The sequence below is a fragment of the Glaciihabitans sp. INWT7 genome (genome assembly GCF_014217685.1).
Taxonomy (GTDB): Bacteria; Actinomycetota; Actinomycetes; order Actinomycetales; family Microbacteriaceae; genus Lacisediminihabitans.
This window is the reverse complement of record NZ_CP043653.1, coordinates 2,278,774-2,292,553: the sequence shown is the minus strand read 5'-3', so window position 1 is coordinate 2,292,553 and position 13,780 is coordinate 2,278,774. Positions and strand designations below refer to the sequence as shown.

Annotated in this window: 14 protein-coding genes; 8 read left to right on the top strand and 6 right to left on the bottom strand. The window is 68.0% G+C overall.

Features of this window, described 5'->3' with window-relative positions; translation table 11 throughout:
• The first annotated feature begins 26 nt into the window (after positions 1–26).
• Positions 27–674 (top strand): lipoyl(octanoyl) transferase LipB, encoded by a 648-nt coding sequence (lipB, locus tag F1C58_RS11175; RefSeq protein ID WP_185201184.1) that lies wholly within the window; start codon positions 27–29, stop codon positions 672–674.
• Positions 671–1,654 (top strand): lipoyl synthase, encoded by a 984-nt coding sequence (lipA, locus tag F1C58_RS11170; RefSeq protein ID WP_185201183.1) that lies wholly within the window; start codon positions 671–673, stop codon positions 1,652–1,654. Before lipB ends, lipA begins: the two co-directional genes overlap by 4 nt.
• 8 nt (positions 1,655–1,662) lie before the next feature.
• Here lipA and F1C58_RS11165 read toward each other — a convergent pair whose 3' ends face one another.
• Positions 1,663–2,223, bottom strand: coding sequence for a histidine phosphatase family protein (locus F1C58_RS11165; protein ID WP_185201182.1), 561 nt, complete (start codon positions 2,221–2,223; stop codon positions 1,663–1,665).
• A 64-nt stretch (positions 2,224–2,287) separates the two neighbouring features.
• Positions 2,288–3,184, bottom strand: a complete 897-nt coding sequence (locus tag F1C58_RS11160) for a 2-dehydropantoate 2-reductase N-terminal domain-containing protein (RefSeq protein WP_185201181.1) — start codon at positions 3,182–3,184, stop codon at positions 2,288–2,290.
• Between the two features lie 173 nt (positions 3,185–3,357).
• On the opposite strand from F1C58_RS11160, the gene ftsY reads away from it, so the two are divergent.
• Together ftsY and F1C58_RS11150 are read left to right on the top strand one after the other, a co-directional pair.
• A complete protein-coding gene (gene ftsY / locus F1C58_RS11155) occupies positions 3,358–4,230 on the top strand; it encodes a signal recognition particle-docking protein FtsY (RefSeq protein ID WP_185201180.1) in 873 nt (290 codons plus the stop codon).
• The gene (locus tag F1C58_RS11150) at positions 4,227–4,550 is read left to right on the top strand and encodes a hypothetical protein (protein ID WP_185201179.1); all 324 of its coding nucleotides are present in this window, start codon (positions 4,227–4,229) and stop codon (positions 4,548–4,550) included. Before ftsY ends, F1C58_RS11150 begins: the two co-directional genes overlap by 4 nt.
• A 546-nt stretch (positions 4,551–5,096) precedes the next feature.
• Here F1C58_RS11150 and F1C58_RS11145 read toward each other — a convergent pair.
• From F1C58_RS11145 to F1C58_RS11135, 3 genes are all read right to left on the bottom strand, one after another.
• Positions 5,097–5,609, bottom strand: coding sequence for a gamma carbonic anhydrase family protein (locus F1C58_RS11145; protein ID WP_185201178.1), 513 nt, complete (start codon positions 5,607–5,609; stop codon positions 5,097–5,099).
• A 195-nt stretch (positions 5,610–5,804) separates the two neighbouring features.
• A complete protein-coding gene (locus F1C58_RS11140; protein ID WP_185201177.1) occupies positions 5,805–6,797 on the bottom strand; it encodes an aldo/keto reductase in 993 nt (330 codons plus the stop codon).
• 138 nt (positions 6,798–6,935) lie between these two features.
• A complete protein-coding gene (locus F1C58_RS11135) occupies positions 6,936–7,817 on the bottom strand; it encodes an LLM class flavin-dependent oxidoreductase (protein ID WP_185201176.1) in 882 nt (293 codons plus the stop codon).
• A 234-nt stretch (positions 7,818–8,051) separates the two neighbouring features.
• Between F1C58_RS11135 and ffh the strand changes: the two genes are divergently transcribed.
• Positions 8,052–9,650: a signal recognition particle protein gene (gene ffh / locus F1C58_RS11130; protein WP_185201175.1), complete on the top strand. Its 1,599-nt coding sequence runs from the start codon at positions 8,052–8,054 to the stop codon at positions 9,648–9,650.
• Positions 9,651–9,727: 77 nt separating this feature from the next.
• On the opposite strand, the gene F1C58_RS11125 is transcribed toward ffh, so the two are convergent.
• Positions 9,728–10,408 carry an SGNH/GDSL hydrolase family protein gene (locus tag F1C58_RS11125; protein ID WP_185201174.1) on the bottom strand — a complete coding sequence of 227 codons (681 nt, stop codon included), beginning with the start codon at positions 10,406–10,408 and terminating at the stop codon, positions 9,728–9,730.
• Positions 10,409–10,470: 62 nt separating this feature from the next.
• On the opposite strand from F1C58_RS11125, the gene F1C58_RS11120 reads away from it, so the two are divergent.
• From F1C58_RS11120 to F1C58_RS11110, 3 genes are all read left to right on the top strand, one after another.
• Positions 10,471–11,274 carry an LLM class F420-dependent oxidoreductase gene (locus tag F1C58_RS11120; protein WP_185201173.1) on the top strand — a complete coding sequence of 268 codons (804 nt, stop codon included), beginning with the start codon at positions 10,471–10,473 and terminating at the stop codon, positions 11,272–11,274.
• A gap of 37 nt (positions 11,275–11,311) precedes the next feature.
• Complete coding sequence (locus F1C58_RS11115) at positions 11,312–12,670, top strand: amidase (RefSeq protein ID WP_185201172.1); 1,359 nt, start codon at positions 11,312–11,314, stop codon at positions 12,668–12,670.
• A gap of 131 nt (positions 12,671–12,801) precedes the next feature.
• Positions 12,802–13,746, top strand: coding sequence for a DMT family transporter (locus F1C58_RS11110; RefSeq protein ID WP_185201171.1), 945 nt, complete (start codon positions 12,802–12,804; stop codon positions 13,744–13,746).
• Positions 13,747–13,780 lie beyond the last annotated feature (34 nt).

The window sequence follows — 13,780 nt, the reverse complement described above, 5'->3', positions numbered from 1 at the left end:
GTCCATTAAATGCCTACACTTGCCCCATGGTCGATATCGTCGTCGCCGGACTCGCACCGGATCTCCTGCCCTACCCGGACGCGCTCACACTGCAGCGCAGCATCCATTCCGCAGTGGTGGAGGGAATCCGACCCGACACCGTGGTGCTCCTGGAGCACCCGTCGGTCTACACCGCCGGCACCCGCACCGAAGCGAGCGAGCGCCCGGATGACGGCTCCCCGGTCATCGACGTCGACCGCGGGGGCAAGATCACCTGGCACGGACCGGGCCAGCTCGTGGGCTACCCCATCCTGCGCCTGCACGACCCGGTCGATGTCGTCGCCTACGTGCGCCGGCTCGAAGAACTGCTCATCGACGTGATCGCCCACTTCGGAGTCACGGGGGTGCGGGTCGCCGGGCGATCGGGGGTGTGGATCATCGACGGCGCGCGCGAGGAGAAGATCGCGGCCATCGGCATCCGCGTGGCGGGCGGCGTCACGATGCACGGATTCGCGCTCAACTGCAGCAATTCCCTCGACGCCTACGCGCACATCGTCGCCTGCGGAATCCGGGATGCGGGAGTCACGACGATCAGCCGTGAGCTCGGTCGCGAGATCACCCCCGAAGACGCGGCGCAGGTGGTCGCGGAACGCTTCGATGCTCTCGTCGCCGAGGCCGTGGCGGTGTCCGCATGACCGCGGCGCCCGATGGCCGACGGATGCTCCGCCTCGAGATCCGCAATACCGAGACTCCGATCGAGCGGAAGCCCCCTTGGATCAAGACTGTGGCGCGCCAGGGGCCCGAGTATCTCGAGCTGCAGAAGCTCGTGAAGGACGAGGGCTTGCACACGGTGTGCCAGGAGGCCGGATGCCCCAACATCTACGAGTGCTGGGAAGACCGCGAGGCCACCTTCTTGATCGGCGGGTCCCAGTGCACCCGCCGCTGTGACTTCTGCCAGATCGACACCGGCAAGCCGGCGGACTATGACACGGACGAACCGCGTCGCGTCGCGGACTCGGTGCTCAGCATGCGGCTTCGCTACGCCACGGTGACGGGTGTGGCTAGGGATGACCTGCCCGACGAGGGCGCCTGGTTGCACGCGGAGACGGTGCGCCGTATCCATGCGGTGAACCCCGGCACGGGAGTCGAGATCCTGGCCACCGACTTCTCCGGCAACCCCGACCTGCTCGCCGAGGTGTTCTCCTCCCGCCCGGAGGTCTTCGCCCACAATGTCGAGACGGTGCCGCGGCTGTTCAAGCGCATCCGTCCGGCGTTCCGCTATGAACGTTCGCTCGGCGTCATCACGAGCGCGCGCGAGGCCGACCTCATCACCAAGTCCAACCTCATCCTGGGCATGGGGGAGGAGCGCGCGGAGATCAGCCAGGCGCTGCAGGACCTCCACGACGCGGGCACCGACATCATCACCGTCACCCAGTACCTGCGCCCGACCGCCCGGCACCTGCCCGTGGCCCGCTACCTCCCGCCGCAGGAGTTCATCGAGATCAAGGAGGCCGAACAGATCGGATTCCTCGGGGTGCTCGCCGGCCCGCTCGTGCGGTCGTCGTACCGTGCCGGGCGGCTGTGGGCGCAGTCGATGAAACGCAAGGGACTCGAGCTCCCCGAGGAGCTCGCGCACCTCGCCGACACCGAGCTCGGATTCGCACAAGCGGTCTGAGTGACGTCTCAGGTGATGACGAGTGCCTCGTCGTTGACGGTGTGCACGCGCCATCCCTCGCCGAAGCGCTCGAAGGTCGCGGTCGACCCGTTCTCGATGCCGGGGAGCTGCCGGCCGGCCAGGGCACCCAGCGTGTAGCGGATGATCGTGCCATGGCAGACGATCACGACATTCGCGTCGCCGTAGTCGTCGGCGATGCGGTCGAGCGCCGCGATGCCCCGCGCCACCACCGAGTCGAGACTCTCCATCCCGGGATAGTCGTGATGCGGCCACTTGGCTTCGATGTCCTCCGCCGTCGCCCCTTCGCCATCGCCGTAGTGGCGCTCGACGAGCTCGTCGTAGCTCGGTCCGAGAGTGATTCCGAGGCCGTCGGCGATGATCTGGGCCGTTTCGCGGGCGCGGCTGAGCCGCGAGCTCACCACGGCGTCCCACCGCGTGCCGGAGAGCACGTCGACGGCATCCCGAGCCTGCTCCCGCCCGGTGTCATTGAGGGGGATGTCGGAGGAGCCCTGGAGCCGCAGCTCCCGGTTCCACTCGGTCTGGCCATGGCGGATGAAGGCGAAAGTCACGCCTCTAGTCTGCCCTGCCCGAGTCTGCCCTGCCCGACTGTGGGGTTCAGTTCGCCCGCGGAGTTCAGAAGCCGGAGACCAGCTGGTCGAAGGACGGCGTCGCGCCAGGGTGGTCGCCGAGAGCCGCCTTCAGCTCGGAGACGCGGGAGGACAGCACGCCGGTCGTGTCCCTGGCGTGGGCGCCGAACCAGAGCTCGCCGCGTTGGTCGCGCAGCACCCGATGCCAGTGGGCGAGATCGACCTGCGTCGGCAGATGCTGGTAGATCAGCCGGAGATCCGCGGCGATGTCGCTGTTGCCGTGATCGTGGAGCACGGTGAACGCCTCCCGGGTGGCCGCGACCATGAGTCGGAGGGTGTCGTCGTCGTGGGAGAGGCGCACCGGGTCGCCACCCACGCGATGGAGTGCGCAGTCGATCGGCACCATGAAGGCGTCTCGGGCGCGCTTCCCATGGGCGAAATTCGTGCTGATCACCGTCGGGAATCCGGCGATGCTGAACTCCGTCTGCAGGTTGCGGACGCGTCTGGTCATCGCACCGTCCGGTTCACTCAGCACCGTCTTCTGCCGGTCGATCTGGGCGAAGCGGGTGACCGAGCCCTCCCTGACGCCACTGACCGAGGGGAATCCGAACAGTGCCCGCGGGCCGAGGGCCTCGACGAGCCGGGTCTGGTGAGGGGCGAGGTCACCGAGGAAGAGCACGTCCGAGCCGTCCGTCATGCTGCGGAGCAGGGAAAGAGTGCCGACCAACTGTGCGGGCCGGACCGCCACGACGACCAGATCGAAGGTCTCGGTGACGGGGATCTCGTCGATGGCTCGAATGGCGAAGACGCTGCTCGTCTCCACCAGCGGCTCATCGACGACCAGCCCGTCGGCGCGCAGCTCGGACAGCCGTGCGCCTCGGTCGAGGAGCGTCACATCGCCCCCGACGCCGAGCAAGCGGGCCGCATATGCGCTCCCGATCACACCCGCACCACAGACCAGGACTCGCAACGGCGATCTCCCTTCAGCGAAGGGCGGCGTGCCCCGTGCTCACCCAACCACATCCCGAGCACCACCACGCCCGCCGGGCACAGCCGAGCAGCGCGTGTCGATGCGGATGCACCGGTGCCGTTGTGGCCGGTCGGTAACATAGGCCTATGGCTTCTCCCTGGTCCCTCTCGGGCGCTCTCAAGGGCATGTTCGCTCGAAAGACCATCGACGACGAGACCTGGGACGATCTCGAAGACGCCCTGATCACCGCCGATTTCGGTCCGGATCTCACCGAGGCGATCATCGAGGAGCTGCGCGCGAGCGTCAAACGCTTCAACACCACCGACCCGGTCGATCTCAAGCGGATGCTGCGCGAGACCCTCGAAGAGAGGCTCGCCCGCCTCAATCCCACGCTCACCCTCAGCGCCCGTCCCGCGGTGGTTCTCGTCGTCGGTGTCAACGGCGTCGGCAAGACCACCACCATCGGCAAGTTCGCCAAGTTCCTCGGCGGATACGGCAGGAGTGTCATCGTCGGCGCGGCCGACACGTTCCGGGCGGCGGCCGTCGAGCAGCTCGCCACCTGGGCGGAGCGCGGCGGGGCCGCCATCCAGCGTCCGCAACAGCAAGGGCAGGATCCGGCATCCGTCGCCTTCCAGACAGTGGAGCGGGCGCAGCGTGAGGGCATCGACATCGTGCTGATCGACACGGCAGGGCGCCTGCAGACCAAGAGCGGTCTGATGGACGAGCTGGCGAAGATCCGCCGGGTGATCGAGAAGCAGACCGAGATCGCGGAGGTGTTGCTGGTGCTCGATGCCACCACCGGGCAGAACGGACTCGCCCAAGCCGAGGCCTTCATCGAGCACGCCGGGGTGACCGGACTGGTGCTCACCAAGCTCGATGGTTCGGCGAAGGGCGGATTCGTGCTCTCGGTGCAGGAGAAGACCGGCATTCCGATCAAGCTGGTGGGTCAGGGCGAGGGCATCGGCGACCTGACCGGCTTCACCCCGCACGTGTTCGTGCAGAACCTGATCGGGTCATGACGGTGTCCACCAGCGAGACGCCGTCGGAACGGGCCTTCAGCCGGGTCGCTCTCGTCTCCCTCACCCTGGCCGTGGTCGGTGTCGGACTCGCGATCTGGGGCTTCGTCGCGGGGATCGACGAAACCCTCAACGGCGCCGGTGTGATCGGAACAAGCATCGTCATCTTCTACGTCGGCTCGTCGGTGTTGTTCGTCGCGCTCGTTCTCGCGATCATCGGACTCGTGCGGTCGGAGTCCAAGACGGTGCCGACGGTCGCGCTCGCCGTGTGCCTGATCCCGATCGCCGCGATCATCGTCATCGCGCTGGCGGATCGTCGCTAGCACTCTCGCCTCGAGTTGAGCCTCGGAACCGTCGCACAGTGGTCGGACGATGACGGGTGGGGCTAGATCGCCTCGGGCGAAACCCCGGGGGGTGTTGGACGCACTTCTCCGCTCTCGAGCTGCCGGGGTATCGCAGCCTCGACGTCGGAGAGCTAGTCGATTTCCACTGGGAAGCCAGCGATCAAGACGGCTTTGCCTACCGCGCGGTGCTGGTGCGGCCCCGTCGCCCTCGTACCGGCGAGACTCCGACCATCATCGATACACCGACCGTCCCGGTGTCTGCAGCTGCCCCTATCGCAGCACTCTCGGAAGCACGTCGCCCAGTGTGAGTGGCAACGCCTGTCAGCAGCACCCGAGCGCACCACCACTTGCATAACTCCTGCTATCAGGGACTGGTGGCGTCGATGCCCACGGGTTTGCGGGCATGCCGAGCTGCCGCCAGAAATCCGCAGGAGTTAGGCCCGGGCGCGCAGCGCGGAAGGGACTCAGCGCGAGGGGGCGCAGCGCGGAGGGGGCGCAGCCGGAGGGCGCGCAGCGCGCGGGGACCTAGAGCGCGGAGTGCTTCCGACTGAGCTCGACGTAGTGCGCGGCGTTCGCGGTGACCCCGGCGATCTCGTCCTCGGTGAGCGCGCGCCGCACCTTTGCCGGAACTCCCGCCACCAGTGACTTCGGCGGGATTATGGTGCCCTCGAGCACCACGGCGCCCGCGGCCACCAGCGAGCTCGCCCCGATTACCGCACCGTTGAGCACCGTGGCGCTCATGCCGATCAGGCAGTCGTCTTCCACGGTGCAGCCATGCAGCACGGCGGAGTGGCCGACGCTGACGCGCTTTCCGACGATCGTGGGCTTTCCGTGATCGCAGTGCACCGTGACGTTGTCCTGCAGGTTGCTTCCCGCTCCGATCGTGATCGAGTCGGAGTCGGCGCGGAGCACCGCTCCGTAGAACACACTCGAGTCCGCCGCGAGAGTGACCCTCCCGATGAGCGTCGCGTTCGGGGCGACCCAGGCGGAGGCATCGACTTCGGGAGTGTGGCCGTCGAAAGGCAGGGCGAGTGTCATCCATTAAGGCTAGCGCGGCGCGGGCAGCACCCCTCCCGAAATCGTTCCCGCCCCTCATCGGACACGCCCACTCGAAACCACTTTCCCCAAACGCAGGAGATTCGCCTCGAAAAGGCCCCCGTGGCCGCGCGAACCCCCGTTTGGTGGCGAATCTCCTGCATTTTCGGTTCGGGCGTGGCGGGGCGTGGCGTGGCGTCAGGCGAAGAGCGCGCCAACCTGCTCGGCGAGGGCGTCGTCGAAGTCCATCGACGCGGCCTCCGTCACGGCGTCCCACTGCTCGGCTCGTCGGGGAGAAACGATCGTGGCGGTGACCTGCGGATGTCGCCGCAGCCAGGCCAGCGCGAGGGCCGGGATGCCCACCTCACGCTCGCGCGCGAGGGGTGAGAGCGCGGACACCCGGGCCAGATTCGCCAGGGTGAACGCCGTCGCATACATCGCCGGAGCGAGGGCGAGACGGCTGCCGGGGGGCGGTTCGGGAAGTTCCTCCGGGTCGTCCGAGAGATAGCGAGACGAGAGCAAGCCGCCGGCCAGGGGCGAGTACGCCACGAATCCGAGGCCTTCTTCCGCGAGGAACGGCAGCAGATCCCGCTCCACGCCGCGGGAGACGAGGCTGAGCTCCGACTGCACCCAGGCCGGGCGCGGCAACCCGGCGCGATCGGCGGCGAGCAGCCAGGCTTCGACCTCGCGGACCGATCCGGTGGAGCATCCCCAGGCTCGGATCTGCTCGGTGTCGATCGCGGCGGCGAACGCGGTGATCGTCTCCTCGAGCGGCGTGCGATCGTCGAAGCCATGGGCCAGGTAGAGGTCGACGGAGCCCAGGCGCGACCGGCTCAGGGCGAGCTGCCGCTCGATGTGGTCGGCGGCAAGCGAGATGGTCTCCTGGCCACGCTCGACCACGTTTCCGACCTTCGTCGAGACGAGGACATCGGCGCGTTCGCGTTCTTCCCGCCAACGACCGATCACGCGTTCGCTCTCGCCTCCGGCGAAGGAATTGGCCGTGTCGAGCACCCGGATACCGACCTCGTAAGCCTCATCGAGCCGCTCGAGTGCCTCATCCGTCTTCATGCCGAGTCCGATGCGGGAGGGTGCGGATCCGATTCCCCCGATCGCTGCGCCGCCGAAGAAGAACTCGCGGACCTCGATGCCGGAGGAGCCGAGCGGAACTGTGCGGAATGCGGAGTCGGGCATGCCTGCAGCCTAGGTGGCTCGGGCGCGCGATGACTCGCGCCGGGGTCCCCCTGACGGTCTCCGGCCCCGCGAGTGACACCGGCGCCGAAACCCGCGCCCGCGGGTGTGCGGGAGGCGGTATGGATGACGCGGCAGCGCTCAGCGCAGCGCGGGCAACCGAGTCGCGACCTCTTCGAGCACGTCCTCGGATCCGGCGTAAATGCCGTCGTGCCGCGGCCAGTGCGCGATGACATCCGTGAAGCCGAGCCCGGCCGCCCCCCCCACGAGGTCCTCGAATGCGCCGACGCTCGACAGCGCGAAAGTGCCTCCGGAGTCGATGGAGAGGTAGCGGTCGATGGCCGCCGCGTCCCGTCCGGCGCGCTCGGCAGCGTCATCCAGCCGCCCGGCCAGTGTCGCGACGGACTGCCACCACTCCTCGCCCGTGACGCCATCTCTGCCTGTGCTCGCCCAGCCCTGACCGAAGCGCGCCACGAGGTCGAGCCCCTTCGGGCCGTTGGCCGCGATCACGAAAGGCACCCGCGGCAGCTGTGCCGGCGCTCCCACCATGCGGGCCTCGTGGGTCGTGAACCACTCGCCGGCGAACGAGATCGCACCGTCGTGCTCGAACCGCAGCAGCCCGTCGAGCTGTTCCACGAATTCGGCGAAACGATCGTGGCGCTCGCGGGGAGAGAGCGCAGGCTGGCCGAGCACGGAGGCGTCGAAGCCGGTGCCGCCCGAGCCGATGCCGAGCAGGAACCGACCGCCGGAGATGTCGTCGACCGTGGCGACATCCTTCGCGAATGTCACGGGATGCCGGAAGTTCGGCGACGACACGAAGGTGCCGAGGCGGATGCGTGAGGTCACGGTGGCGGCCGCGGTGAGAGTGGGGATAGTCGCGCCCCAGGGCTCGTCGGCGAGGCTGCGCCAAGAGAGGTGGTCGTAGGTCCACGCGTGGTCGAAGCCGAGCTCCTCCGCGCGGGCCCACTGGTGCTTCGACTGGGCCCAGGGCTGTTGGGGCAGGATCGTGATTCCGAATCGCATGCTGTGAGCCTAGAGCCGAGCATCCGGTCGGCGGGGAGCGGATGGAGTTGTGGATTCGAGTCGGGGGTAGTTGCGACCGGGGAGCTTCCAACTCGCGTTTTGTTCCGACTCGATTGCGGGGAAACTGGCGAATGGAGGCAGCGGATCAGCACCGAACCCACCTCACACCGGCTGCATCCTGGTCGCATCCATTCGACGCAACGGCTCATGATCCCGGGTTAAACTGGTGGCATCATGGCCACCTTCGGAAATCTCACTGACCGCCTCGCGGATACCTTCAAGAACCTGCGCGGCAAGGGCAAACTCAGTGCCGCGGATGTCGACGGCACGGTGCGCGAGATCCGTCGCGCCCTGCTCGATGCGGACGTCGCCCTCGACGTCGTCAAGGACTTCACCGGACGGGTGCGCGAGCGCGCCCTCGGAGACGAGGTCTCGAAGGCCCTCAACCCCGCCCAGCAGGTGGTGCAGATCGTCAACGACGAACTCATCACGATCCTCGGTGGTGAGGCGCGCCGCATCCAGTTCGCCAAGACCGCGCCGACCGTGATCATGCTCGCCGGCCTCCAGGGCGCAGGCAAGACGACCTTCGCCGGAAAGCTCGCCAAGTGGCTCGCCGGCCAGAACCACACCCCGCTGCTCGTCGCCGCCGACCTGCAGCGTCCGAACGCCGTCACCCAGCTCAAGGTCGTCGCCGAGCAGGCCGGGGTCGCGGTCTACGCTCCGGAGCCCGGCAACGTCGGTGCCGAGGATGCCGCGCCGAGGTCGTTCTTCGGAGGTGCGGCCAACCCGGTCAAGGTCGCAAAGGACGGCGTGAAGTTCGCTCGCGATAAGCAGTACGACATCGTGATCGTCGATACGGCCGGTCGGCTCGGTGTCGATGCCGACCTGATGAAGCAGGCCTCCGACATCCGCCGGGCCATCGACCCCGATGAGGTCTTCTTCGTCATCGACGCGATGATCGGCCAGGATGCGGTCGCGACCGCGAAGGCCTTCCAAGAGGGGGTCGACTTCACCGCCGTCGTGCTCACCAAGCTGGACGGCGACGCGCGCGGTGGAGCCGCACTGTCCGTGGCATCCGTCACCGGACGTCCGATCATCTTCGCCTCGACCGGCGAGTCGCTCGATGACTTCGAGCCCTTCTACCCGGACCGAATGGCCAGCCGAATCCTGGACCTCGGTGACATCCTCACCCTGATCGAGACCGCGCAGAAGACCTTCGACGAAGAAGAGTCGCGCAAGGTCGCCGAGAAGTTCATGACCGACAGCTTCACGCTGGAGGACTTCCTCAGCCAGATGCAGCAGCTCAAGAACATGGGCTCGATCAAGAACATGCTCGGGATGCTTCCGGGAGCGAAGGGGATGCGCCAGCAGCTCGACAACTTCGACGAGTCGGAGATCACCCGCACCGAGGCGATCATCCAGTCGATGACGATCGGCGAGCGTCGCCAGCCCAAGGTGCTGAACGGCTCGCGGCGTGTGCGCATCGCCCGCGGATCCGGCACCACGGTCACCGAGGTCAACGCGCTCGTCAACCGCTTCGAGCAGGCCGCCAAGATGATGAAGACCGTCGCAAAGGGCGGGATGCCGCAGGTGCCCGGCATGGGTCCGATCCCCGGTGCGAAGTTCGGTGCGGCAAAGAAGGTGCAGGCGAAGAAGGGCTCCAAGTCGGGGAACCCCGCCAAGCGGGCGGCGGAGAACGCCGCTCTCGCGTCGGGGGCGAAGACCTCGACCGGCGCGGCCGGATCCGGGTTCGGGCTCGGCGGGAGCGCCGGAAAGCCGGGGCCCTCAGAGGAAGAACTCGCGAGCCTGCAGAAGCTTCTCGGTCGCGGCTGACTTCCGCGCCTGACCTCCGCGCGCAAAGCGGGATGTCCGCGGTACCCCGAGAAGGGCGCGACGTCGGCAGTGGCCGACTAGATCGACAGCTTGGCGCTGCGGATCGCCCCCGCGATCACCTTCGCGAGTTGTTGCTGTCCGCGCTGGGTCGGGTGGATGTCGTCCGACTGCAACCAGGAGCGGTGCCCGGCCAGGGGTTGGCCGATGTCGAGATAGGTGCCATCGACCGCCAGGATCGCCGCGCGCACCTGCTCGTTGATGTCATCCATCTGATTGGGGGCGACGGTGTCGTTCCACACCGTGCTGATGCCGACGATGGTCGTCGCCGGCAGTTTCGCCCGCAGGCTCGAGACCACCGATTGTGTCTCGGTGTTCAGCTGCTCGTTGTCGGTGCCGAGGTCGTTGCTGCTTCCGGAGATGAGGATGAGCGCCGGGTGCAGGGCCACCGCTTCGCTGACCAGCCCGGAGAAGTCCGCACCGCAGTCGTTGTCGTCGCCGGCCGCCACGAAACCGGCTCCGTCGCAGGCGAGGTTCGTCAGGTCCCAGCCGTTGGTTGCCGCAAGCATCGCCGGCCAGGCCTGCGCCGCGGGCAGACCGTGCCCCTTCATGATCGAGTCTCCGATGGCCACCACCACCGGCCGCGTCGCCGCGGAGCTCGCATTGGTGTCGGTGGCGAGTGCAGCATTCGAGCATCCGGAGAGCAAAAGCATCGCCCCGACGATCAGCAGGGCGGAGGTGCGGGCTCGAATGCGGTTCACGAACACCAAGTGAACGCCGCAATCCTATGAAGATGCCCCACGGATCGTCATAGGCTTGAGGCATGACTGATGCCCCAACCCGCCCCGTCCGACTCGGCGTGCAGATCGCGCCCCAGCATGCGAGCTACGAGAAGATCCGCGAGACCGCCGCGGAGCTCGAGGATCTCGGCGCCGACATCCTCTTCAACTGGGATCACTTCTACCCCCTCTCCGGCGAACCGGACGGCTTGCACTTCGAGTCGTGGACCATGCTCGCCGCGCTCGCCGAACAGACCTCTCGAGTGGAACTCGGCGCCCTGGTCAACTGCAACAGCTACCGCAACGCCAACCTGCAGGCCGACATGGCCCGCACCATCGACCACATCAGTGCGAAGGGCACCGGCACCGGCCGCTTCATCTTCGGCACGGGTTCCGGATGGTTCGAGCGCGACTACGACGAGTACGGCTATGAATTCGGCACGGTCGGGCAGCGCCTCGACGCCCTCGCCGCCAACCTCCCGATCATCGAGGAGCGCTGGGGAAAGTTGAACCCGCCTCCCACCCGGCACATCCCCGTGCTCATCGGTGGCGGAGGCGAGAAGAAGACCCTGCGCATCGTCGCGAAGCACGCGGACATCTGGCACTCCTTCAGCGACCCGGAGACCCTGCAGCGCAAGCTCGGGATTCTCGCCGAGCACGGTGAAGCCGTCGGTCGTGACGTCTCCCAGATCGAGATCTCGACCGAGCTGCGCGGGCGCACCCCCGACGAAGCGGATGCCCTCCACGCCCTCGGCACGACGCTGTTCACCATCGGTCTCAGCGGTCCGGATTACGACCTCGCCCCGGTGCGCGACTGGCTCTCCTGGCGCGACAGCAAGAACGCCTGACGACGACGGACTGAGGAGGGTCCTAGGCTGTGAGGCCATGACCCTCCTCACCGCCGTGGAGTCGGCCGCTGCAGTGCGTTCCGGCACCCTCACCGCCGTCGATGCGACCCGGGCAGCGCTGGCCCGGATCGAGGCGGGCGCGCCGCTGGGGGCCTTCCAGGTGGTTCGGGCCGAGAGGGCGCTCGCCGAGGCCGCGGCGGTGGATGCGCGGGCCGACCTTTCGGCGCTCTCCCTCGCCGGTGTGCCGATCGCCATCAAGGACAACATCCCGGTGGCCGGGGAGCCCATGCGCGACGGTTCCGCTGCCACGAGCGCTGCACCTCAGTCCGCCGACCACGAGCTTGTCGCCCGACTGCGTGCGGCCGGAGCCATCGTCGTCGGCATCACGCGGGTTCCCGAACTCTGTGTCTTCGGCACGACGGACTCGGTCTACGGCCTCACGCGCAACCCGTGGAATCCGGAGCGCGCCCCGGGAGGCTCGTCCGGCGGATCGGCCGCCGCCGTGGCATCCGGTCAGGTGCCCTTCGCGCACGGCAACGACGGCATGGGATCTGTGCGCATCCCTGCCGCCAATTGCGGCCTGGTCGGCATCAAGCCGGGCAAGGGGCTCGTGCCCCAGGACATCGGTGTGGATGCCTGGCTCGGCATGAGCGAGAACGGTCCCCTCGCGACGACGGTTGCCGATGCCGCGCTGCTGCTCTCGGTGATGGCCGGTCGCCCGGGGCTGGCCTCGCCGGTCGAACCGTCGAAGCCGCTGCGCATCGCGATCGCGGCGGGGGAGCCCTCGCCGCTGGTGTCCCTCGACCCGGAGTGGCGTCGCGGACTCGCGGAAACCGCCGACGCACTGCGCGGGGCCGGTCACCTCGTCACCGAAGTCACGTTTCCCTACGACCCGAATCCGTTGCCACTGCTCGCCCGGTGGTTCGCCGGTACGGCGACGGATGCGGAGATGCTGGACCCTGCGCGGCTCGAGCGGCGCGTGCGGGTGCACGCCAGGCTCGGCAGGATCGCACGGCGGGCCGGGCTGCTGAAGGATGCGCCCGTCGATCGACTGCGCGCCCGCGTCCACGGGTTCTTCGCCGACTACGACCTGCTGCTCACGCCGACACTCGCGCAGCCCGGGCCGGTCGCCGGTGGCTGGCACGAGCGCGGCTGGTGGGCCAACATGATCTCGAACATCCGGTATGCGCCATACCCGTCGACCTGGAACCTCCTCGGGTGGCCGGCGGCGAGCATCCCCGCCGGCTGGCACGCCACGGCGAAGGTACCTCTCGCCGTGCAGATCATCGCGGAGCCGAAGCCCGATGGAGCCGCAGAGGCTCTGATCCTCTCTCTGGCCAGCCAGCTCGAGCGGCTCCGTCCGTGGCCGAGGATCGCACCGGGATTCGCGGAATAGCGCCACAGTGGATCGCTTTCGGCCGCCGATCGACCTCGGTCCAGGGGTGTTTCCGGTCACGGTTGCGCGGATTCCGGACATCGAACTCCCGGTGGTGCCGAGGCGACGGTAGCTGTGGATAGCCTGAGCAGATGACCAGCATCCCCAGCCCCGGCGTGAAGCCGGGTGTCCCACCGCTCTCGGCACCGCGCCTCAGTACGTCGGTGCTGATCGCCATCATCGTGACCCTGCTCGCCTGGTCGAGCGCGTTCATCGTGATCCGTGGAGTAGCGCCGCACTTCGCCGGCGGATCTCTCGCCTTCGCGCGACTGCTGGTGGGCGCTGTGGTCTTGTCACTGCTGCTGATCGGACACCGCTGGGTGCGACCGACGGCGCGGGAGTGGGTGCTGATCGTGGTCTTCGGACTGTCCTGGTTCGCCGCCTACAACGTCGCGCTCAACATCTCCGAACAGTCTCTCGATGCCGGAACGACGGCGATGATCGTGGGCATCGGACCGGTGCTCATCGCGCTGGGAGCCGGGCTGTTCCTCGGCGACGGCATCCCGCGCTGGCTCGCGATCGGAGCCGGCATCGCCTTCCTCGGGGTGGTCCTCATCGGCATCTCCAGCGGGATCACCCGCATCGGCGACGGCGCGGGCGTGATCTGGGCTGTCGTCGCGGCGGTCACCTACGCGATCGGGGTGATCTGCCAGAAGCCGGTCCTGCGCAGGCTGCCGAACCGCCAGGTGACCTTCCTCGGCTGCGCGGTGGGAGCCGTCGCGTGTCTGCCCTTCACCGGAGCTCTGCTCCACGACCTCTCGCGGGCACCGGTGACGAGCATCCTCGGGGCCGTCTACCTCGGTGTGGTGCCGACGGCGATCGCCTTCAGCACCTGGGCCTACGCACTGTCGAAGATGTCGGCCGGGCCGCTCGCGGTCACCACCTATATCGTTCCGACGCTCGTGGTGGTGGAGGCGCTGCTGTTCTTCCGGGAGGTTCCGGCGCCCCTCGCGATCGTCGGTGGTGTCGTCTGTCTGGTGGGCGTCGCGGTCTCGCGCAGGCGCTCGCGGGCGCCTCGCACCACGATTGGTTCCTGAATCCCCAAAAACCTGCAAGAATGATCAGTCGAGA